At 69.0% G+C, this 20,772-nt stretch carries 21 protein-coding genes and 1 tRNA gene; 12 read left to right on the forward strand and 10 right to left on the reverse strand.

Annotation, left to right across the window (positions count from 1 at the left end):
- Positions 1–92: 92 nt before the first annotated feature.
- Positions 93–169: transfer RNA gene (locus AC1RJ9_RS12760), tRNA-Arg, on the reverse strand.
- Between the two features lie 102 nt (positions 170–271).
- Here AC1RJ9_RS12760 and AC1RJ9_RS12765 point away from each other — a divergent pair.
- The 4 genes from AC1RJ9_RS12765 to AC1RJ9_RS12780 all read left to right on the forward strand — a co-directional run bounded on the left by AC1RJ9_RS12765 (position 272) and on the right by AC1RJ9_RS12780 (position 3,341).
- Positions 272–1,540, forward strand: coding sequence for a dicarboxylate/amino acid:cation symporter (locus AC1RJ9_RS12765; RefSeq protein ID WP_492837567.1), 1,269 nt, complete (start codon positions 272–274; stop codon positions 1,538–1,540).
- A 116-nt stretch (positions 1,541–1,656) separates the two neighbouring features.
- Positions 1,657–2,190 (forward strand): phage tail protein, encoded by a 534-nt coding sequence (locus tag AC1RJ9_RS12770; RefSeq protein WP_492837259.1) that lies wholly within the window; start codon positions 1,657–1,659, stop codon positions 2,188–2,190.
- Positions 2,191–2,214: 24 nt separating this feature from the next.
- Positions 2,215–2,766: a phage tail protein gene (locus tag AC1RJ9_RS12775; RefSeq protein ID WP_492837260.1), complete on the forward strand. Its 552-nt coding sequence runs from the start codon at positions 2,215–2,217 to the stop codon at positions 2,764–2,766.
- Between the two features lie 29 nt (positions 2,767–2,795).
- On the forward strand, positions 2,796–3,341 hold the full coding sequence (locus tag AC1RJ9_RS12780; protein WP_492837261.1) for a phage tail protein: 546 nt from the start codon (positions 2,796–2,798) through the stop codon (positions 3,339–3,341).
- A 69-nt stretch (positions 3,342–3,410) separates the two neighbouring features.
- Here the strand turns inward: AC1RJ9_RS12780 and AC1RJ9_RS12785 are convergent, their stop codons facing one another.
- On the reverse strand, positions 3,411–3,704 hold the full coding sequence (locus AC1RJ9_RS12785) for a DUF6916 family protein (RefSeq protein WP_492837262.1): 294 nt from the start codon (positions 3,702–3,704) through the stop codon (positions 3,411–3,413).
- Between the two features lie 44 nt (positions 3,705–3,748).
- Between AC1RJ9_RS12785 and AC1RJ9_RS12790 the strand changes: the two genes are divergently transcribed.
- The 3 genes from AC1RJ9_RS12790 to AC1RJ9_RS12800 all read left to right on the forward strand — a co-directional run bounded on the left by AC1RJ9_RS12790 (position 3,749) and on the right by AC1RJ9_RS12800 (position 6,144).
- The gene (locus AC1RJ9_RS12790) at positions 3,749–4,252 is read left to right on the forward strand and encodes a GNAT family N-acetyltransferase (RefSeq protein WP_492837263.1); all 504 of its coding nucleotides are present in this window, start codon (positions 3,749–3,751) and stop codon (positions 4,250–4,252) included.
- 444 nt (positions 4,253–4,696) lie between these two features.
- The gene (locus AC1RJ9_RS12795; protein WP_492837264.1) at positions 4,697–5,791 is read left to right on the forward strand and encodes a sensor histidine kinase; all 1,095 of its coding nucleotides are present in this window, start codon (positions 4,697–4,699) and stop codon (positions 5,789–5,791) included.
- Complete coding sequence (locus AC1RJ9_RS12800) at positions 5,788–6,144, forward strand: response regulator (protein WP_492837265.1); 357 nt, start codon at positions 5,788–5,790, stop codon at positions 6,142–6,144. Before AC1RJ9_RS12795 ends, AC1RJ9_RS12800 begins: the two co-directional genes overlap by 4 nt.
- A 48-nt stretch (positions 6,145–6,192) precedes the next feature.
- Here the strand turns inward: AC1RJ9_RS12800 and AC1RJ9_RS12805 are convergent, their stop codons facing one another.
- From AC1RJ9_RS12805 to AC1RJ9_RS12835, 7 genes are read right to left on the reverse strand one after another with little or no spacing between them, the layout of a single operon-like run.
- A complete protein-coding gene (locus AC1RJ9_RS12805) occupies positions 6,193–7,275 on the reverse strand; it encodes an esterase-like activity of phytase family protein (protein WP_492837267.1) in 1,083 nt (360 codons plus the stop codon).
- Positions 7,272–8,453 (reverse strand): glycosyltransferase family 61 protein, encoded by a 1,182-nt coding sequence (locus tag AC1RJ9_RS12810; protein WP_492837268.1) that lies wholly within the window; start codon positions 8,451–8,453, stop codon positions 7,272–7,274. Before AC1RJ9_RS12810 ends, AC1RJ9_RS12805 begins: the two co-directional genes overlap by 4 nt.
- A 9-nt stretch (positions 8,454–8,462) precedes the next feature.
- Positions 8,463–9,563 carry a glycosyltransferase family 61 protein gene (locus tag AC1RJ9_RS12815; protein WP_492837269.1) on the reverse strand — a complete coding sequence of 367 codons (1,101 nt, stop codon included), beginning with the start codon at positions 9,561–9,563 and terminating at the stop codon, positions 8,463–8,465.
- Positions 9,560–12,013, reverse strand: a complete 2,454-nt coding sequence (locus tag AC1RJ9_RS12820; RefSeq protein WP_492837270.1) for a glycoside hydrolase family 99-like domain-containing protein — start codon at positions 12,011–12,013, stop codon at positions 9,560–9,562. The genes AC1RJ9_RS12815 and AC1RJ9_RS12820 overlap by 4 nt, the downstream gene beginning before the upstream one ends.
- Positions 12,010–12,927: a class I SAM-dependent methyltransferase gene (locus AC1RJ9_RS12825; protein ID WP_492837271.1), complete on the reverse strand. Its 918-nt coding sequence runs from the start codon at positions 12,925–12,927 to the stop codon at positions 12,010–12,012. Before AC1RJ9_RS12825 ends, AC1RJ9_RS12820 begins: the two co-directional genes overlap by 4 nt.
- Positions 12,924–13,676 carry an ABC transporter ATP-binding protein gene (locus AC1RJ9_RS12830; RefSeq protein ID WP_492837273.1) on the reverse strand — a complete coding sequence of 251 codons (753 nt, stop codon included), beginning with the start codon at positions 13,674–13,676 and terminating at the stop codon, positions 12,924–12,926. Before AC1RJ9_RS12830 ends, AC1RJ9_RS12825 begins: the two co-directional genes overlap by 4 nt.
- Positions 13,677–13,685: 9 nt before the next feature.
- Positions 13,686–14,477, reverse strand: coding sequence for an ABC transporter permease (locus tag AC1RJ9_RS12835; protein WP_492837274.1), 792 nt, complete (start codon positions 14,475–14,477; stop codon positions 13,686–13,688).
- A 505-nt stretch (positions 14,478–14,982) separates the two neighbouring features.
- On the opposite strand from AC1RJ9_RS12835, the gene AC1RJ9_RS12840 reads away from it, so the two are divergent.
- The 5 genes from AC1RJ9_RS12840 to AC1RJ9_RS12860 all read left to right on the forward strand — a co-directional run bounded on the left by AC1RJ9_RS12840 (position 14,983) and on the right by AC1RJ9_RS12860 (position 19,348).
- The gene (locus AC1RJ9_RS12840; RefSeq protein ID WP_492837275.1) at positions 14,983–15,303 is read left to right on the forward strand and encodes a c-type cytochrome; all 321 of its coding nucleotides are present in this window, start codon (positions 14,983–14,985) and stop codon (positions 15,301–15,303) included.
- Between the two features lie 90 nt (positions 15,304–15,393).
- Positions 15,394–15,858: a peptide-methionine (R)-S-oxide reductase MsrB gene (msrB, locus tag AC1RJ9_RS12845; RefSeq protein ID WP_492837276.1), complete on the forward strand. Its 465-nt coding sequence runs from the start codon at positions 15,394–15,396 to the stop codon at positions 15,856–15,858.
- A 14-nt stretch (positions 15,859–15,872) separates the two neighbouring features.
- Positions 15,873–17,726 (forward strand): cytochrome c biogenesis protein DipZ, encoded by a 1,854-nt coding sequence (locus AC1RJ9_RS12850; RefSeq protein ID WP_492837277.1) that lies wholly within the window; start codon positions 15,873–15,875, stop codon positions 17,724–17,726.
- Between the two features lie 81 nt (positions 17,727–17,807).
- Positions 17,808–18,434 (forward strand): 2-dehydro-3-deoxy-6-phosphogalactonate aldolase, encoded by a 627-nt coding sequence (locus AC1RJ9_RS12855; RefSeq protein WP_492837279.1) that lies wholly within the window; start codon positions 17,808–17,810, stop codon positions 18,432–18,434.
- Positions 18,434–19,348: a 2-dehydro-3-deoxygalactonokinase gene (locus AC1RJ9_RS12860; RefSeq protein ID WP_492837280.1), complete on the forward strand. Its 915-nt coding sequence runs from the start codon at positions 18,434–18,436 to the stop codon at positions 19,346–19,348. The genes AC1RJ9_RS12855 and AC1RJ9_RS12860 overlap by 1 nt, the downstream gene beginning before the upstream one ends.
- Here AC1RJ9_RS12860 and AC1RJ9_RS12865 read toward each other — a convergent pair.
- A complete protein-coding gene (locus AC1RJ9_RS12865) occupies positions 19,311–20,735 on the reverse strand; it encodes an amidase (protein WP_492837281.1) in 1,425 nt (474 codons plus the stop codon). The two genes, AC1RJ9_RS12860 and AC1RJ9_RS12865, sit on opposite strands and share 38 nt — an antisense overlap.
- Positions 20,736–20,772: the final 37 nt, after the last annotated feature.

Below are 20,772 nucleotides of genomic sequence, written 5' to 3' on the forward strand. Positions count from 1 at the left end.
CGCCGCTGTCACGAGCCGCCCCCTAAGAACGCTTCGCATTGTCGCCAGCGTTAGGTTGTCAAGTTGCCCGTGTTAGGTGGTCCCTACAGCCCTGGCGGCCCAGGAGGGACTCGAACCCCCGACCTTCGCTTTAGGAAAGCGCTGCTCTATCCTGCTGAGCTACTGGGCCTTCGCGTGCGAGGCGCAGGGTCAATAGCGCAAGATGGCGGGCGTGCGAAGCCCGTCCGAATGGCTTGGGCGGAGCTCCCGGGGGACGAACGCGGTGCGACATCTGAAATCGATCTATGTCCAGGTCCTGATCGCCATCGCCTTGGGCATACTGGTCGGCGCGCTGTGGCCGAAGATCGGGGTGGCGGTCAAACCGCTGGGCGACGGCTTCATCAAGCTGATCAAGCTGGTCATCGCTCCGGTGATCTTCTGCACCGTGGCCGGCGGCATCGCCCGGATGGGGGACATCAAGGCGTTCGGCCGGGTCGGCGTCAAAGCCCTGCTCTATTTCGAGGTCGTCTCGACCCTGGCTCTGGTGTTGGGCCTGCTGGTCGGGCGCACCCTGAAGCCGGGCGCCGGCTTCAACATCGATCCCAAGACGCTCGATCCGTCGATCGCCGCCGGCTACCTTGAGAAGGCCAAGCACGGCGAGGGCCTGGTCGCCTATCTGCTGCACCTGATCCCCGACACCTTCTTCGGGGCCTTCTCCGAGGGCAATCTGCTGCAGGTGCTGCTGATCGCCATCCTGACGGGCTTCGCCTGCACGCGGCTGGGCGACTTCGGCGACAAGGTGGCCAATGTGCTGGAGGACGCGGCCAAACTGTTCTTCGGCGTGATCCAGGTGGTGGTGCGCCTGGCGCCGCTGGGCGCGTTCGGGGCCATGGGCTTCACGATCGGCAAGTACGGGATCGGCGCACTGATCCAGCTGGGGGCGCTGGTGGCGACCTTCTACGTCACCTCGCTGCTGTTCGTGCTGGTGGTGCTGGGCCTGATCGCCTGGGCCTGCGGCTTCTCGATCCTGCGGTTCCTGGCCTATATCCGCGAGGAGCTGCTGATCGTGCTGGGCACCAGCTCGTCGGAGTCTGTGCTGCCGCAGATGATGATGAAGCTGGAGAACGCCGGCGCGCGCCGTTCGGTGGTCGGCCTGGTGATCCCGACGGGCTACAGCTTCAATCTGGACGGCACCAACATCTACATGACCCTGGCCACCCTGTTCCTGGCCCAGGCGACCAACACCCACATCGGCCTGGGCCAGGAGCTGGCCCTGCTGGGCGTGGCCATGCTGACCTCGAAGGGCGCCAGCGGCGTCACGGGCGCGGGCTTCATCACCCTGGCCGCGACCCTGGCGGTCGTGCCCGACATCCCGATCGCGGCGCTGGCCGTGCTGGTCGGCGTCGACCGCTTCATGAGCGAGTGCCGGGCCCTGACCAATCTGGTCGGCAACGGGGTGGCGACCCTGGTCGTCGCGCGGTGGGAGGGCGCCCTGGATCGGGAGCGTCTCAGGCAGGTTCTGCACGGCGAGGCCGCGTCTCCGGGAGCCGCCGCGCCCTGATCGCCGCCGCGCCAAGGAAATGCGCCCATAGGGCGATCTCTTTTTCTGTACTATCTGCGCGAAGCCCCTATCCTGACAAAAAATCAGCGTTCGCTGGATCCTGGAGGAGGCCCGTCTTGAGTCAGCCTTATATTGGCGAAATCCGCATGTTCGGAGGCAACTTTCCTCCGGTCGGCTGGGCCTTCTGCGATGGGCAGCTGATGTCGATCGCCGAGAACGACACGCTCTACAACCTGATCGGCACGACGTACGGCGGCGACGGCCAGAACACGTTCGGCATTCCCGATCTGCGCGGACGGGTCGTGACCCACTGGGGCGCGTCGCAGGGCAACACCTACGTCATCGGCCAGCAGGGCGGCGTGGAAACCGTCACCCTGACGACCAGCCAGATTCCGCAGCACACGCACCCGGTCACGGCCACCACGGCCACGGGCGATACGGGCGCGCCCACGGCCAGCACGATGCTCGCGGCGGGCGGCCCCGGCGGAAGCACCCTTTATCCCTATGGGACTTACGGCGGGACCCAGGTCGTCACCTCCGGCGCCAGCACGCTTTCCAGCGGCGGCTCCCAGCCGCACGAGAACATGCAACCGTACCTGGCGGTGAACTTCATCATCTCGCTGTACGGCATCTATCCGTCGCAGAACTGACCGCGCCAGCTCGAGGAAATCTTCATGTCCGATCAGTTCGTCGCGGAGATCCGCATCTTCGCCTTCAATTTCGCGCCGACAAACTGGGCGCTCTGCAACGGTCAGCTGTTGCCGATCCAGCAGAATACCGCGCTCTTCTCATTGCTGGGCACGACCTATGGCGGCAACGGCACCAGCAACTTCGCGCTGCCCAACCTGATGGGCCTGGCGGCGCTCCATACCGGTCGCAACCAGCCGGGCCCGGGGCTCAGCATCTACGACCTTGGCCAGACCGGCGGGTCGGAAAACGTGACCCTGTTGCAGAGCGAAATGCCGCTGCACACGCACGGCCTGTCGGTCTCCAGCACCAACGGCACGACGCTGACGCCGACCAACAACCAGCTGGCGCGCGCTTTTTCGGGCAACTTCCAGACCAACAGTCAGGGCCTGATGTACAGCACCGGCGCGCCCGACGTGCAGATGCCGCCGCAGTCGATCGGCGTCGCCGGCGGAAACCTGCCCCACAACAACATGATGCCTTCGCTGGTGCTGAACTACTGCATCGCGCTGCGTGGCGTCTTCCCGGCGCGCAACTAGCCGCCCTCAAACTTTCGGAGCGCATCGCCATGAGCGACTACTACATGGGCGAAATTCGCATCATGAGTTTCAACTTCGCGCCCAAGAACTGGGCGCTGTGCAACGGTCAGTTGCTGTCCATCCAGCAGAACCAGGCGCTATTTTCGCTTCTGGGAACGACTTACGGGGGCAACGGCGTCAACAACTTCGCCCTTCCCGACCTGCGCGCCCGCACCCCCCTCCACACGAGCGAGAGCCTGGTTCTGGGCGCGGTGCTCGGCGAGTTCACGCACACGCTGATCAGCAACGAGATGCCGCAGCATCTCCACGTCCTCAACGCCAACACCAGCGTCGCCGGGACCAGCAACGCTTCTCTGCCGACGAACAATACGATCCTCGGCAACGCCGCGGGCAAGGCCAGCTCCGGTTCGACCCCGCCCTTCCTGCCCTATAGCGCCAACACCGCGAGCCTGACGCCCATGGACCCGCGCACGCTGAGTCTCCAAGGCGGCTCGCAACCGCACGAGAACCGCCAGCCCTTCCTGACGCTGACCGTCTGTATCGCGCTCAACGGCATCTTCCCGTCGCGCAACTGATCTCGACAACAAGGGGATCCGCGCTCTTCCTCCCAAGGAGGAGCGCGGACGATCTCGTCTGAAGACGGCTCAGTTGAACACGGCCTGATAGTTCTGACAGCCGGGCTCCGGGGTGTGGATCGGCGCGATATAGAGTTCGTGCGCCGTGCCGTCCGGTCCCTTCAGCATCCACATGTTCTCCGGCGCCCAGGGCGACTTGGGGCCCCGGAAAACCAGGGTGAAGGGCGCGCGCTCGCCGGCTGGCGCGTCCTGGACATCAACCTCGACCAGGGTCAGCGACAGCTCGGTGTCTCCCAACTGGAAAAGCGCGCCGACGTGCGGTGAGAAATGGTCGGCGGTGAGAACGACGAAAGCATCTGACATCGAATGGGCGCTCGTTACGGGCTCTGCTTTTTTGAGACTCAACTATGACGTCTAACCACCTGGAAGGCAAAGCAGCGCCGCCCGTCCGTCGCGCCGAAGCCGCGTCCGATCAGACGCTGCTGCTGAACCTGTTCATCGCCGCCCGCGCCCGGCACTTCGCGCCGTTGAACCTGCCCGCCCCCATGCTGGACACGCTGATGCGCCAGCAGTTCCTGGCCCAGAGCGCCAGCTACGCCGCCCAGTATCCCGCCGCGCGCCGCGAGATCATCGAGGTGGATGGCGTATCCGTCGGACGCCTGCTCAGTGACCGGACGAGCGACCGTGTGCGTCTCGTCGATATCGCCCTGGCGCCGGCCTGGCGGAGCAAGGGCCTGGGCTCGATCCTGATCGGCGCGCTGATGGACGAGGCCCGCGCGGCCGGGGCGCCGCTCGCGCTGCAGGTGGCGTGCGACAATGCGCGGGCCGCGGCGCTCTATGACCGCCTGGGCTTCAAGACGATCGCGGACGACGGCGTCTATCGCGAGATGCGCTGGACAGCCGCGTCCTGACGAAGACCCACGGGGGTATGCTGCTCGACGCCCGCGTGGCGACGCGTTTCGGGCGCGGAGGCCTCCAGGGTCGCCTCCACGACGCCGTCGTGAAACGATCGCTGTCCGCCGCGGCTGTTTGACGCGCGACATGCGGGGTGAAATCGGTCGTTCCGGGCCGCTCTCGCCCCGCTTCCCCCCCGCGCCCGCAGAGCGCAAATACTCGCCAAAGCCTTGCCGCATAAGCATTCTGCAAAGGTCCCCGCCCCGTTCGCCCTCACTCCGAAGGCCTTTGAATGCGGGCTCGACCCACACGCATGTGCGATCGCGCGCATCGCCGACTAGCGGCTCGGCTTGTCCGGCGCCGTCCGCATGTTAGGGTTTCAACCACAATCAACGTGCAACGCTGGAGACATGCTGGACTTAGCGCTCCGAGACGAGGTTGCGGCGCCCGATACGGGCCTGATGACGCTCATCGAAACGATCGAAGCCCTGTCGGCGACGCGCACGCTCGCCGAGGTGGCGGACGTCGTTCGCAAGGCGGCCCGACGCATCTCGGGCGCCGACGGCGTGGCCTTCGTCCTGCGTGACAACGAGCAGTGCTGGTACTTCGACGAGGATGCGATCGGCCCGCTGTGGAAGGGCAAGCGCTTTCCCCTGACCGCCTGCATCTCCGGCTGGGCGATGCTTAACCGCCAGACGGTGGTGATCCCCGACATCTATCTGGACGACCGCGTCCCGCACGACGCCTACCGGCCGACCTTCGTCAAAAGCCTGGTGATGACGCCGGTGCGGATGGAGGAGCCCGTGGCCGCGATCGGCGCCTACTGGGCCGAATCGCATACGCCCTCGCCGGAGACCGTGCAGAAGCTGCAGGTCATCGCCCGCGCCACCGCCTCGGCCCTGGAAAGCGGCCGGCTGCACGACAGCCTGGTCGACGCCCGCCACCATGGCACGTTCCTGCTGCAGGAACTGGATCACCGGGTGAAGAACACCCTGGCCATCGTTCAGTCGATCTCCCGTCAGACCCTCCGCGCCACCCCCTCGCCCGAAGCCTTCGCCGAGGTGTTCGAGGACCGCCTCCTGGCGCTGTCCCAGGCCCATGAGCTGCTGACCCGCCGCGCCTGGGGCCGCGCCCAGATGCACGAGATCCTGGACAAGGCCCTGGCCCCGTTCAGGGTCGACCGGGCCGAGCGCTTCGAAATCGTCGGCCCGGCCATCACCTTCAGCGCCGAGACCTCGGTCTCCGTCCACATGACCCTGCACGAGCTGGCCGTGAACGCGGCGAAGTATGGCGCTCTGTCGACATCCGAAGGTCGGGTGGTGATCCGCTGGTTGGTCGACGAGGCCGCCGCGCCGCCGATGCTCACCCTGACCTGGCGCGAGGTCGGCGGTCCGCCGGTGGCCGGCCTACCCGAACGCCGCGGCTTCGGCTCGCAGATGATCCAACGCGGTCTGGCCCGCGATCTGGGCGGCGCGGCCACCGTCGACTTCGCCACGTCGGGCTTCGTCTACACGCTACGCGCGCCCTTGTCGGAGCGGGTGAGCCTGGCCGCATGAAACCCTCCAAGGTGATGATCGTCGAGGACGAGGCCCTGGTGGCCATGATGGTCGAGGACATGCTCGGCGACCTGGGCTACGAGATCGCCGGCTCGTTCGGCGCGGTGCACGACGCCCTGGCCTTTCTGGGCAGTGGCCAGCCGCAACCCGACGGCGCGGTGCTGGACGTCAACATCGGCGGCGAGATGGTCTTTCCCGTCGCCGAGGCGTTGCGCGAGCAAGGCGTGCCGTTCGTGTTCGCCACCGGCTATGGCGACCTGCCGCGCAAGGGCTTCGAGGGCGTCGAGGTGCTGGCCAAGCCGATCAATGTCGGCGCCCTGCGCCAGGCCGTCCGCAAGTTCCGGGCGAACTAGGCGGTCGCTCGGCGGCCGCTCTTGTGGCGGTCGAGAGGCCGCCCCGTCCTACCGCGTGAACCGCAGCACCAGGATCTGATTGATCTGCCTGGCGTCGTAGTTGTCGTCCGAGGCCAGGACGAGGGTCCGAGCCCCGTCCGCCTGGCGTGGCCCCCACGCCATGGCCTCCAGATTGTCGATCTGGATCCCGAGCCGGTCGAAGTTCAGCAGCAGCCGCTTCTCCACCGGCCGGACCGGCGTCGCCAACAGGCTGTCCACCTTCGAGACGTCCCGCGCCCCGCCCACATCGGCGAGGTAGAGACGGACGTGGTAACTGTAGTGACCGTCGGCATGCTTGATCCCCGAGCGCTCCAGCACCAGCAGGCGGTGATCGTCGAGGGTCAGGATCTCGCTGATCCCGTTGTCGCCGACGCCGACCGGGGAGGCGACCTGCACCGGATCGATGCGATAGGCGTACTGGGCGACGAGCTTGCCCGACCGGTCCAGGCGGCTCAGCCGGGTCAACCCTCCCTCGGCCACCGACGGAATCGGGCCGTCCTGAACCAGCGGCCCCTCCATCGACATCCACAAGGATCGTCCGTCAGCGGACCAGCTGATCCCCTCGGTGGTGGCGTTCTTGCGCGCGCCGGTCTTGCCGCCGTCGTGGAAGGTCAGGGCGTCCGGCGCCGCCCACCGCTCGACCGGCGTCCCGTCGACCTTCATCCGCCGGATGGCCGGCGGATAGCCGTGATCGAAGTCGCCCTCGGTCGACCAGACCAAGTCGGCGCCCAGCGGATCGAAGCGGATCGCCTCGCCGTCCGCCGCCTCCGTCCCGGCCTTGCGGTCGGGGAAGGTCTCGCCGTCCTCGCGGCGCAGCGGAACCATCGCCGTCAGCGCCGGCCCGCAATCCTTCCCCGGCCGTACGTCGAGCCGGCCCAGGAAGAAATGCGACGGCCCGTGCTCGGACTTATCGTCGCTGATGAAGGCCCAGAGCTTGGTGCGCGGATCATAGTCGACACCCGAGACGCCGCCATAGCCGCCGCCCTGGAATTCGAACCCCTTCGGGATCTCGCAGGCCTTGAGCAGCGACACGCGCTCGGTCGCCACGGCGGGCGCGGCGGCCAGCAAGGCGGCGAGGATCAGCGCCTTCACAGCAGGAACTCCGTCTCGCCGGGCGGCGGGCCGTCATCCCAGCCGGCCATGGCCTTGCGGGCCTCGGCCCGCTCGACCGCGATGCTCAACTTGCGGCGGAACTCGTCGGGGTCGATTGTGAACGGCTGGTTCTCCTGCGGCGCGATCGTGTAGAGGCGCGCCTCGCCGTCGGCGGGCAGGATGTAGCCGACGTCGTGGCGGCGGAAGTTGGCGATCCGCGACTGCACCTCGACCAGCCAGTTCATCGACACCACCTGGCAGCCCTCCGGCGACAGCAGGGCGTTGTGCAGGCCCGAACCGAACTCGCCGGCCACCACCCTCGCCCGCGAGAAGATGCGCGCCTGTTCGGCCCAGCTCCGGGTCTCGGGGCGCAGCAGGACGAGGCCCAGCGCCTGGGCGATGTCTTCGATCTCGGCCTCGTTGGCCAGTTCGCGGAAAGACTGGTCGGTGCGCACCCCGCCCCGGCTGACGAAGATCATGTCGTCGCCGGTCCCGCGCGGCCAGGCCAGCGCCTCGCGCTCCAGGCTCCAGCGCAGAAAGTCGTGGAAGCTGTAATTGTGATGCAGCATGTGCGGCAGAAGCGCCGCGCCGATCTCGACCGCCTCGTCGCGATGGTCGTAGGTGACGATCTCCTGCGCCGGCAGCATCATCCGGATGATCTTGAAGACATAGCCCGGCGCGGTGCGTGGCAGCACCAGAGGCGCGGCGATACCGGCGGCGTTCAGCGCCCGGATCACGAACAGCTTCGGATACATCTCGGTCAGCCAGTGCCCCCAGACGAAGTTGAAGTGTGTGATCACGAAGGCCCGGTCCAGCCTGATCCGCACAGGCGCGTCGAAGTCCCAGGCCGGCCGCGTGATGTCGTGATCGTACCAGTGCTTGATGTAGTAGGGGTACGCGCCCTCCGAGTAGATCAGCTGGCCGTCCAGCTTCAGGTGGGCGCCGGTGCCGCCGGCCACGACGCGCTTGGCGATCAACAGGTCGACATCGGGCGAGACCAGGTCGCCCAGCGCGTGCAGGCCATTCAGCATGTCGCCGGCGCAGGGCCACAGCATCGGACGCGGCGGGATCGGCGCGCCGCCCCGCATCAGCAGCGTGCGCGCCACCCGGTCGGGGCCGTGCAGGGCCTGGGCCAGGGGAACCTGCTCGCCGCCGGAAAGATCGATCGAAGAGGCCACCCTGGAGTCCTAGATCAGCCCGTCGAGGAAGGCCAGGAAGGCGGTCACGTCCAGCCGCCAGCCATAGGCCGAGGCCGGGCGCAGGCGTGGCTCCAGCGGGATTTCGGGCGGGATGATCCCTGTCCCGGACACGAAGCCATGCCACACGGCGCCGACCTGAACGGCCAGGTCGCGAGCCCAGGGCTCGGCCGGCGGGGTGGGCTGGATCTCGATGACCTTGGAGCCAGGCGCGCAGAACAGGACATTGGCCAGGATCGTGCCCGACGCAGCGACGATGACCTCCGCCCCGCGGAACAGGGCGACCAGCTCGCGGACTGAAGCCGTCTCGGGCCGGACGATCGTAAAGCCGCGCGCGGCCAGGCCCTCTTCCAGCCAGGCCTCGGTCTCGTGCGGCGCCTTCAGGGAGCCCTGGCGGCTGACATAGATCCGGCGCGCGTCGGCGGCCGGCGCGACCTGGGCCAGAATCCGGGAGCGGACGGCGTCCAGCCCAGGACGCGGCGCGGTCGGTGTCAGGAACACGGCCTCGCTCAGCTTGACCAGCGGCGCGTCGACCACGGTCGGTGAAGGGGCGTCGGCGAGGGTCAGAAGATCGGTGTGCCAGGGCGACAGCGGCGGGGCGATGGCCGGGAAACGCGCCAAGGCGCCCGCGCGCTCGGCCGCCAGCAGGGTCGGCAGCGCGCTCAGCAGAAACTGGGCGTAGTTATGGGCCGCGCCCCACCCCATGAAAACCGTGGCGGCGGACAGACTCTGGACGTCGTCCGGTGGGACCAGCCGCGTCTCGCCGTCCTCGCGCCGGGCGCTTGGGATGCGGTCCAGAGTCGGGGTCAATCGACGCGCCTCGCGGGCCGTGCCGGCGAAAACGCGTCCGGCCTCGTCGAGCACCACGCCGAAGGCCGGCGCGCACCACGCGGTCTCGACCCGCGCCAGGTCGAAGCCATCGCCCGCCGCGCCGATCGTTCCGGGTCGTCCGTTCAGGGGATCGGCGACACGCGACAGGGCCTCGCCCTCCTCGACCGTGGTCAGCAGCAGGCCTGGCGGCGGCGGCGGTTCAGGAACCAGGGCCTTCAGCTTGCGGCCGACCCGGCGGACCAGACGCTTGATCGGGCTCACAGTTCGAAGCTCGCGCGATAGCCGGCGCGGGCGACGATAGCGGCGGTCAGGCGCTCGATCGCGTGCGCCGTGGTGCCGTCCACGCGCCCCAGCTCCGGCTCGAAGCCGATCTCGGCGTCGGTCAGGTCGGACAGCGGTGCGAAGGCCTCCGTCCGTCCCCAGAACATCGAGCCCGCCGCGAACGGCGTCTCGGGTCGGGGCTTCAGGCCCATGCGGGCGGCCAAGCGTTCGACGGTCGCGCGGTTATTGTCCATCACGTCCGGATCGCCGATCCGCATCCGCGCCTCCGACGACGCCAGCAGGCCCAGTTGCGGGTCCAGGGCGAAGGCGCGCAGCGCCAAGGCCGCCGCCTCGCCGCCCAGCAGACCGTCGACCAGCTCGGCCCGCCACTGGTCGCCCTTGGCCCGATGCGGCGAGCGCTTGGAGTGCAGCTTGCAGAACACCGAATAGCCCAGGACCTTGGCGCGGCGCAGCGTCTCGACGAACGGCCGGATGTCGCGACCGCGGTTCTCGGCGATGGCCAGGTGCGCGGCCGGGAACGCCTTGCGAACGCGGGCCAGGTCGGCTTCGTCCCAGGTCTCCGGCACGGTGATCATCAGGTCCAGCACATCGACCGTGGCGGTCAGACGCTGGGCGAACCAGTCGATCAGTTCCGGATAGAACAGGTGCAGCAGGGTCACCGCCTCGGCCCGCTTGGCGAATCCGGCCTGCGCCTGGGCGACCAGCGGATGGGCGTCGGTCAGGCGCGGCGCATAGGCGGCCAGCGCCGTGCGGGTGGCGTGCAGATAGCCGTGGCCGAACCAGCGGTCGGGCTCGAGATAGGCGCCCTCGCCCCACTCGTTCCAGGCGTTGACGAACACCATCGCCTGGCCTTGCGGATGCCTGGCCTCCGCATGCTTCAGCGCGCCCGACAGCCAGGTCAGGTAGCTTTCCGGATCGGCGTTGTGGAAGGCGTGGCCGGCCCAGGGCTTGCGCGCCTGGTTGTCCCAGCCCGGCATGACACCCGGCACGAAGGCGTCCGGAACCGCCGCCAGCTCGTCCAGCTTGGACTGCGCGACGACCGGATAGTCATACACCTTGCCGGTGAAGTTGGCGTGCAGGGGCGTGACCTGCCGGGTGATCTCGCCCTCGACGATGGCGTGCGGCGGGAAGTCGATGATCCCGTCGAAGCCATGCGAGGCATAGTCCTGGAAGCCAAACGCGGTCGTGCAGAGCAGGTGCAGTTCGCCCAGTCCCATGGCCCGCGCCTGGTCGCGCCAGCGGTCGGTGGTGGCCTTGCTGTCGGGCAGGATTTCCGGGCGATACAGCACCAGCACCGGCTTGCCGCCGACCTTCAGGTAGCGCGGGTCGCGGATGTAGCGGGCCATGTCCTCGAACACGGCGCGGTCGTCCTCGGGCGAGTGGTCCTGGCCCATCAGGACGTCGCTTTCGTCGCCGTCCCAGCGCCGGGTCCAGTTCTCGTTGGCCCAGCAGAGGGCGAAGGGCAGATCCAGGGTCGGATCGGCCAGATAGAGCTCGATCGGCCGTTCCAGCAGGCGTTTGCCGGCGAACCAGTAGTAGTGGAAGCAGAAGGCCGAGACGCCGGCGCCCTTGGCCAGGTCGATCTGCTGGGCCAGAACCTCGCGCTGGCGCAGGTCGTAGAAGCCCAGATCGGCCGGCAGGCGCGGCTGGTAGTGGCCCAGGAACTGCGGCTGGGCCTTGGAGACGTTGGTCCACTCGGTGAAGCCCTTGCCCCACCAGAGGTCATTCTCCGGGAACGGATGAAACTGCGGCAGATAGAAAGCGATGAGCTTCGGCGCGTCGGCCGGCAAGGTGATCGGGGCGGTGATCGGGGCCGCGAAGTGCGGGCTGCGCAGGTTCTTCGAAACCGCGATCGCGTGGGCATAGGTCGCCTGCACGGGTCCGGCGTCGCCGGCGACACGGGGGGCCCGCGAGCCTTGCAGCAGCGCTCGGCCGCGCCGCCAAGCCGCGCCGGCCGGTCCGCGCAGCGGACCCAGCAGCGGCTTGATCGCCTGGATCGCCGCCCCGCGCAGGCCGCGGGGATCCTTGCCCAGGTCGCCGATGCGCGTGACCTTGAAGTCGGACACGGTGAACCGGCATTCGCCCTCGGAGGGATCGAGGCGCACGCCGATCAGCTGGAAGCTGCGCGCCGGCAGCGAGGCGAACCAGCCGTCCGGGCCGGCCTTCAGCCGCGTGTAGGAGTCCTCGGAAAAGCCGTCGCCCCAATCGGCATAGAGGGCCGGGCCGACCAACTGGCCGTCGGTGGCCTCCAGCTTCAGGTCGATCCGCACGGCCTTGGCCGCGCGCAGGCCCGAACGTTGCTCGCGGGTCGGGGTCCAGACCATCTGCGGATCGCCGCCGGCCGCCGCCAGGATCGTCCGCCCCTGGGCGTCCAGGCCCTGGACCGTGACGTCGCGGCCGGGCTTTAGACCTGCCGGCAGGGCGCTCATGCCTTGCCCGTGAGTCGCGCGAAGAAACCCCGCCGCGCGTTCGGGTTACGTTTGCGGATCACAACCGCGGCCTGCCAGAACTGGGCTGGGTCGTCGATGTAGCGCACCACCTCGCCGCCGTGCGGGGCGGCTTCCTTGGCCACGAACTTGGTCGTCACCACCGCCTCGCCATAGACGTCCGGCCCGCGATAGTCGCCGCCGCCTGACGCCAGATAGGCGATGCCTTCGTTGGCGAGGTCGGCGCGCAGCTTGGGCAGTTGGTCCTTGTAGACCGACAGGGCCGCCATCCAGGCGTTGTCGGCGTCGGGCGCGATGGCCTGGACCATGTCCAGGAAACGCGGCGGCTCGACCGTGAACACCAACTGGCCGCCGGGAGCCAGCACGCGCAGCAGCTCGCCCAGCCAGGCGCGGAACAGGTGCGGCGGCAGGTGGGTGAACACCGAATAGGCCGTGATCAGCCGGAACTGGCCGTCGGCGAACGGCAGCGGCTGGCCGTTGGCGATGGTCTCGAAGCGGCCCGGCAGATCGGCCCCGGCGCAGAAGGCGACCATGTCCGGATCGATATCGACCCCGACCATGTCCTTGGCGTCGAAGTCGCGCAGGAAGAACCGGCCGATCCGGCCCCAGCCGCAGCCGAAGTCCAGATAGCCTTGCCCCGTCGAGCCCTTGTAGGCGCGGTCGGCCATGGCCTCCTGGGCGAAGGCGTAGAACTTGCCGGCCTCGTCCAGCGCGTCCTCATAGGCCGAGCCGACGAACTGGCGCTGGATCTCGGCCGACGGGAAGTCAGGATAGGTCAGACCGCCTTGGACGCGCTCGACGACCGAGCGCTTCAGGCGCGCCAGCCAGACCTCGGACGCGAGGCCGCGAAGATCCTCGTGAGCCAGAAGACGTGGGCCGAGGGCGCGAGCGGTCATGCGGCGCTGGCCTCGCGGTGGACGAGCCAGTCCTCGGTCGAGCCGAGGAAGACGATCTTGCCGGCCTGCAGTTCGCAGACCCGATTGCAGACCCGGCGGACCAGGTCGTGGTCGTGGGTGGCCAGGACGACGATCTTGGCGTCCTCGACCATGCGCTGCATGCGGTCGGCGGCCTTCTGAACGAAGGCGGCGTCGCCGGCGCTGAGCCACTCGTCCAGCACCAGGATGTCGGCCTCGAACTCGGTGGCCACGGCGAACATCAGGCGCGCCTGCATGCCGGCCGAATAGGTGCGCACCGGCAGATGCAGAAAGTCGCCCAGCCCCGAGAACTCGGCGATGGCGTCGATGCGGCTGTCGATCACCTTGCGCGACAACCGGCGCATCAGACCCAGCTTGTGGATGTTACGAAGGCCGGTCGCCTCCATGTCGAGACCGGCGTTGATGGCGATCATCGAGGTGATGTCCCCGTCGATCGACAGCTCGCCGCGCGTCGGGTGATAGATGCCGGCGATGACCTTGAGCAGGGTCGTCTTGCCCGAGCCGTTGTGGCCCACCAGGGCGATGCGGTCGCCCTCGTTGATCTCGAGATTGATGTCGTTCAGCGCCTTGACCGCGGCGACGTCGCCGGCGGCCTTGTACATCTTGCCGCCGACCGCGAGGTTGAACACGGCGCTGCGCAGCGACTGCGAGCGCAGGCTGTAGACGAAATAGTCGAGGTCGACGTTCGTCAGCTTGATCTGGTGCGTCATCGCCGTCTCCTACAGCCAGAAGACCACGCGCTTGCGGAACAAGGCCAGCAGCGCGAAGGCGACCACGAAGAGGACGCCGGTGGTTCCCAGCGTCCAATACCAGTCGACCGCGGCGGGCGCGTGGCCGGTCAGCGGCGCGCGCAGCAGCTCGACCTGGTGGGCCAGCGGGTTCAGCTCGACCACCCAACGGTGCTTGGCGCTGACATTGGCGGTCATCCAGAATACCGGCGTCACGTAGAACAGCAACTGGACGACGTAGCTCATCATGTAGGCCACGTCGCGGAAGCGGGTCGACGGCACGGCGATGATGAAGCCCTGCAGGCAGACGATGACCAGCATCAGGGCGACGGCCGGGATCAGCGTCCAGTGCGGCATGGCGAACCGACCGATGACCAGCATCACCACCCAGAACGCGATCGCCTGGAACAGGAAATTCGTCGCCGCCTTCTGGGCGTGCAGGAAGACATAGAAGGTCAGCGGCAGGCGTTGGCTCTGCATCAGGCCGGCGTTGTAGAGGAAGATCGCCTGGGCCTCGGCGATGGTCGTACCGACCAGCGACCAGGCCAGCAGGCCGGCCACCACCTGCGGATAGCTCTTCGACATGTCCACGCCCATCAGGGCGCTGACCAGGAAGGCCAGGGCGAAGGCGACGACCAGCAGGTTGCAGGCCATCCAGAACGGACCCAGGATCGACCGCTGAAAGCGCGAGGCCGTCTGGTCCAGGCCGAGCCGCCACCACAGGGGTGCGAGACGAACGCCGTCTCCCACATCCTTAAGCGCCGCCATCAAGGGACTCGGCATCCGTAACCTTCCACAAGGCCTGTCCGGTTCGGATCACCATCCGAACCGGATAGACAGGCCGTCTTCCAAAGAATCGAGCGCGGCATACCGCGCTCGGGGGCGCCCGAGAGGGACGACCAGCAAGGGGCTTGCTTACAGAGCCCCGAGCCGGCCGACAATTGCTTTGGAAGGTCGATGGACCACGTGTTGCGTAAAAACTTTAGTCAAGAGCCTTGAATTCGGAGCGCCGCGCCGCCGCCCGCCGGGCCTAAAACCAGCCGGCCTCTTGCTAGGCTCGCTGCCGTTCCCGCCCTGGTATCGCGCGATCTCGTTCCTGGCCTGGGTTCCCAACCTGCTGGTCGCCGAGCTTTGGCTATGGAAGGGCTCGCGGCGCGTATCGGGTCTCATTGAATGCCATGGATTTGCGCCACGATCGCCCTATGCTGGCCTGAGCAATTTGGGCGTGGCGGAGGTCGAATCCGGCGCCCCGTCCCGCGCAGGCCAACACGCAAAGGCCCGTTAGACCATGTTCAGCAAGTCTCTGAAAAACGCGCTCCTGATCGGAACCGCCCTGGCGTGCGGATTTGCGACCGCCGGCGCGTCGACACCCGCCGACACGTCGGCCGGCGCGCCCTCCGCCAACGCGAGCGTGGACCCCGGCAAGACCATCGTCAGCAAGACCTGCCAGTCGTGCCACGAGCTGGGCATGGTCACTGAAGCCCGTCACACCGCGAAGGAGTGGACGAGCGTCATCGAACGCATGCGCGCCAACGGCGCCGAGCTGAGCGAGGACGACGCCAAGCAGGCGCAGGCCTATCTGGCCAAGGTCTACGGCAAGCCCGGCTAAAGCGAGGCGCGGCGAAATCAGCGAGCGGCGCGTAACCTTTCCGTTCGCCGCGACGTATCTGATCGCGGGGCGGCGAAACGGAGATCTGCGATGACGACGCGACGACACCTTCTGGCGACCGGAGCCCTCGCCACTTTCGGCCTGGCCGGCTTCGGCGTCCGGGCCGAGACGTTCGAGGTCACCCGCAGCGACGCCGAGTGGAAGCGTATGCTGCCGCCGGACGCCTACGAGGTGCTGCGCCACGCCCGCACGGAGCGCGCCGGGACCAGCCCGCTCGACAAGAACTACAGGAAGGGCACGTACAGCTGCCGCGGCTGCGACCTGCCGCTGTTTTCGTCGACGACCAAGTTCGACAGCGGCACCGGCTGGCCCAGCTTCTGGCAGTCCCTGCCCAACGCCACGGCCAAGAGCGCCGGCGGCAGCATCATGTGGGGTACGGAGATCCATTGCCGGCGCTGCGGCGGTCACCTGGGCCACGTGTTCAACGACGGTCCCAAGCCCACCGGCCTGCGCTACTGCATGAACGGCGTCGCCCTGACCTTCCGCGCCGCCTAGAGGTCCGCGTTCCCATGATCCTGTTCCTGCTGGCCTATCTGGGCGGCGTGCTGACCATCGTCAGCCCGTGCATCCTGCCGATCCTGCCGTTCGTGTTCGCGCGGGCCGACAAGCCGTTCGTGCGTAGCGGCCTGCCGATGCTGGCCGGCATGGCCGTGACCTTCGCCCTGATCGCCACCCTGGCGGCGGTCGGCGGCGGCTGGGCGGTGCGCGTCAACCAGTACGGCCGCTGGGTCGCCCTGGCCCTGATGGCCTTCTTCGGCCTGACCCTGCTGGTCCCGAGCCTGGCCGATCGCCTGACCCGGCCGCTGGTCGCCCTGGGCGGACGGCTGTCCCAGAGCGCCGACGAACAGGAGGCCGCGGGCGGCTCGACCGTTCTGGCCTCGGCCCTGCTCGGCGTCGCCACCGGCCTGCTGTGGGCGCCGTGCGCGGGTCCGGTGCTGGGCCTGATCCTGACCGGCGCGGCGCTGCAGGGCGCCAACGCCCAGACGACCCTGCTGCTGGTGGCCTTCGCGGCCGGCGCGGCCACCTCGCTGGGCCTGGCCCTGCTGGTCGGCGGCAAGGTCTTCACGGCCATGAAGCGCTCGCTCGGCGCCAGCGAATGGATCCGGCGCGGCGTCGGGGCGGTGATCCTGGTCGCCGTCGCGGCCATCGCCCTGGGCGTCGACACCGGCTTCCTGACCCGCGTCTCGCAGACCAGCACAGCCGCGCTGGAGCAGGGCCTGGTCAACAAGCTGCATCCCCAGCGGGAGTCGGTCCTGCTGCCCGCCAGCGGCGACGCGATGAGCGGCAACCCCGCCATGATGGCCGCCAATCCCGCGATGATGTCCGGCGCTCCCGGCGGCGCGATGATGATGCGCGCCAAGCCCGGCCAGGGCGAGGTCCTGCCGGTCGAGGGCCCCGCGCCCGCCCTGGACGGCGCGGTGACCTGGCTGAACTCCCCGCCCCTGACCAAGGCCCAGCTGAGGGGCAAGGTCGTGGTCGTCGACTTCTGGACCTATTCCTGCATCAACTGCCTGCGCTCGATCCCCTACGTCCGCGCCTGGGCCGAGAAGTACAAGGACCAGGGCCTGGTGGTGATCGGCGTCCACGCGCCGGAGTTCGCCTTCGAGAAGGACGTCAAGAACGTCCGCAAGGCCGTCGCCGACCTGAAGATCGGCTACCCCGTGGCGGTCGACAACAACTACGCGATCTGGCGCGCGTTCGGGAACCAGTACTGGCCGGCGCACTACTTCATCGACGCCCAGGGCCAGGTGCGCCACCACCACTTCGGCGAGGGCGGCTACGACCAGTCCGAGCGGGTGATCCAGCAGCTGCTGGCCGAGGCCGGCCGCGCCAAGGGTAGTAAGGTCGAGGTCGAAGGCGGCCTGGTGGCGGTCAAGGCCACCGGCGCCCAGGCGGCCTCGGACGGCAAGGACGTCGGCTCGCCCGAGACCTATGTCGGCTATGACCGCGCCGAAAACTTCGCCTCGGCCGGCGGGGCGGTGCGCGACGCGCGCCACGTCTACGCCCTGGCCGGGCCGCTGAAGCTCAACGCCTGGGGCCTGGCCGGCGACTGGACCATCGGCGCCGAGCAAGCCGGCCTGAACGCGCCGGGCGGCAAGATCGTCTATCGCTTCCACGCCCGCGACCTGCACCTGGTGCTGGGTCCGGCGGCCAATGGCGCGAAGGTCCGCTACCGGGTCACGATCGACGGCAAGCCGCCCGGCGCGAACCACGGCATGGACACCGACGCGGCCGGCAATGGCGTGATCACCGGCCAGCGGCTCTATCAGCTGGTCCGGCAGAAGGGCGCGATCGGCGACCGCACCTTCGAGATTCAGTTCCTCGACGCCGGCGCCCAGGCCTATGCTTTCACGTTCGGCTGAGCCGGCCCAGGGCCGGGGCCTTGTTCGAAGTTGACGCCGGGGCGCGCGGCCTGCCGCCCGGCCAGTTTGGAGGCTGAGCGCATGAGCGCCTGGACCGACGTCCTGACGACCCTTCCCCTGGTGGCGATCCTGCGCGGCCTGACGCCCGACGAGTCGGTCGAGGTCGGTGAGGCCCTGGTCGCCGCCGGCTTTCTCTGCCTGGAGGTGCCGCTGAACTCGCCCTCGCCGCTGGACAGCATCCGTCGCCTGCGTGACGCGCTCGGCGACCGCGCCATCGTCGGGGCTGGAACCGTGCTGACCGCCCAGGCCGTGCGCGATGTCGCGGGGGCCGGCGGCCAGATCATCATCTCGCCCAACACCGACGTCGCCGTGATCGCCGAGGCCAAGGCCGCGGGCCTGATCTCGTTCCCGGCCTTCTACACGCCCAGCGAGGCCTTCACGGCCATCGCCGCCGGGGCCGACGCCCTGAAGTTGTTCCCGGCCGAGGCCGCGGGTCCGGCCATGCTGAAGGCGATGAAGGCGGTGCTGCCGAGGACGACTCCGGTCTTCCCGGTCGGCGGAGTCGAGCCCGGCGATGTGGCGACCTGGCGCGCGGCCGGCGCCAACGGCTTTGGCCTGGGCTCGGCGCTCTACAAGCCCGGGAAGACAGCGGCCGAAGTGCGCATCGCCGCGGACGCCTTCGTCGCCGCCTGGAAAGCCAGCGCCTGATGGCTGACCTCATCGCTTTTGGTGACTGGGGCACCAGCCGCCTGCGTCTGGGCCTCTACGACGGCGACACCCAGCTGGAGTCGGTGGAGGGCCCCGGCATCGGCGCGCTCAGCGCCTCGCCCGCCGAGACCCTGCTGGGCGCGGTCGCCAGTTGGCGCGCGCGGCGCGGCCTGTCGCGCGTCGTGCTGGCCGGCATGGCCGGCTCGCGCACCGGCGTGGTCGAGGCTCCCTATGCCGAATGTCCCGCCGGCGTCGATGACTGGGTCCGCCAAGCCGCGACCGTGACGCTGGACGGCCTCCTGGTCGAGGTCGCGCCGGGGGTGGCCGGGATCGCCCCCAGCGGCGCGCCGGACGTGATGCGCGGCGAGGAGACCCAGGTGTTCGGGGCCATGGCCCTGTATCCCGAGCTCGCCCAGGGCGAGCAGGTGTTCGTGCTGCCTGGAACCCACGGCAAGTGGTGCCAGGCGCGGGACGGCCACATCGTGCGCTTCCAGACCTTCCTGACCGGCGAGCTCTTCGCCCTGCTCTCGACCCGCTCCAGCCTGCTGCTGGGCGCGGACGCCGCCGAGAGCGCCGAGCACGAGGCCGCCGGCTTCGCCCATGGCCTGGAGCGCGCCCGCGCGGGCCATCTGCTGAGCGCCCTGTTCGAAGCCCGAAGCGCTCAGCTGCGCCAGGGCCGCACCCGCGCCTGGGCGCGGGGTTTCCTGTCGGGCCTGACGATCGGAACCGAGGTCGCCGAAGGCGCCGCGGCCTTCAAGGCCGAGCGCGTGATCCTGGTCGGAGCCAGCGGCCTCAGCGACCGCTATGGCGTCGCCCTGGGAGCCCAACGGGTGGAGAGCACAGCCCTCGGCGGCGAAGTCTGCGTGCTGGCGGGGCTCAGGCGCTTGGCGTCAACCAAGGCCGGCTGTCATTGAACGGCCTGGTCGGCCAGCGGCTCTGCACCGGCCGTAGCCGTTCGTAGGCGCGCGACAGGCGCAGGACCCCCAGGTCGTCGAAGCGCCGCCCCACGATCTGCAGCCCGATCGGCAGGCCCTGAGCGGTGTAGCCGCAGTTGATCGAGGCCGCGGGCTGCTCGGTCATGTTGAAGGCGACGGTGAAGCCGATGTGCTCGAACGGCCGGGCCGGGTCGTTGGTCGGCGACGGCAGATGCGCGTCGAAGGCCGGCGTGGGCGCGGTGGGCGAGAGCAGGAAGTCGAACGGCTGGAAAGCCTTGGCGCCGGCCTCGCGCATGCGCTGGATCTGGTTGAAGCCGCGATAGACCGACAGCCCGTCGGCCCCACGCGCCGCGCGGGCCCAGTCCAGGATATACGGCAGGCAGCGCTCGGCCCGCTCCGGCGGCAGGGCGTCCAGGTCGCTCAGCGAGCGCGTGCGCCAGAAGAGGTCCAGCCCGTCCAGCATCTCGCGCGTCAGGTAAGGCGCGAACGGCTCGACGATCGCGCCGGCCGCCTCGAAGGTCCGGGCGGCGGCGGTCACCGCCTCGGCGACCTCGGGCTCGACCGGCAGGCCGACGCCGGCGTCCAGCATCAGGCCGATCCGCAGGCCCTTCAGGTCGAGGTCCAAGTCGTCCCAGGCGATCGCCGCCGGCGGCAGGCTCATATGGTCCCGCCGATCCGGGGCGCTGAGCACGCTCATGGCCAGGGCCGCGTCCTCGACCGCGCGGGTCATCGGCCCGGCGCAGCGGCCGATATAGGGCGGGTCGATCGGGATGCGGCCGTTGCTGGGCTTGAAGCCGAAGATTCCGCACCAGCCGGCCGGCAGGCGGATGGAGCCGCCGATGTCGGTGCCGATGTGCAGCGGCCCATAGCCCGCCGCGGCGGCCGCTCCGGCCCCCGCGCTGGAGCCGCCGGGCGTCTTGGCCAGGTCCCAGGGGTTGCGCGACAGGGCGTGGAAGCTCGACAGACCCGACGACAGCATGCCGAAGTCGGGATTGGTGGTCTTGGCCAGGATCACCGCGCCGGCTTCGCGCAGGCGGGCGGCTGGCGGTGCGTCGACAGGCTCGGGGACCAGTTCGGACGCGGCCGAGCCAATCGGCTTGGGTACGCCTTGGGTGGCGATCAGTTCCTTGATCGTCAAGGGCGCGCCATCCAATGCGCTCAGCGCTTCGCCGCGCCGCCAGCGTTCCTCGGACGCGCGGGCGGCCGCCAGCGCGCCATTCGCGTCCAGCGCCCAGGTCGCCGCGAGGTCCGGTTCCCAGGCCTCGATCCGCGCCAGCACGGCCGTCGTCACCTCGACCGGTGAGAGGCTCCCGTCGCCATAGAGCCGGGAGAGTTCGACGGCGGTCAGATCAGGAAGCTCGCTCATGCGGGAAGACTAGGCCCGGCGGGGGCGGCTTCGCTAG

Source organism: Caulobacter sp. GW822-FHT07D08 (assembly GCF_058798735.1).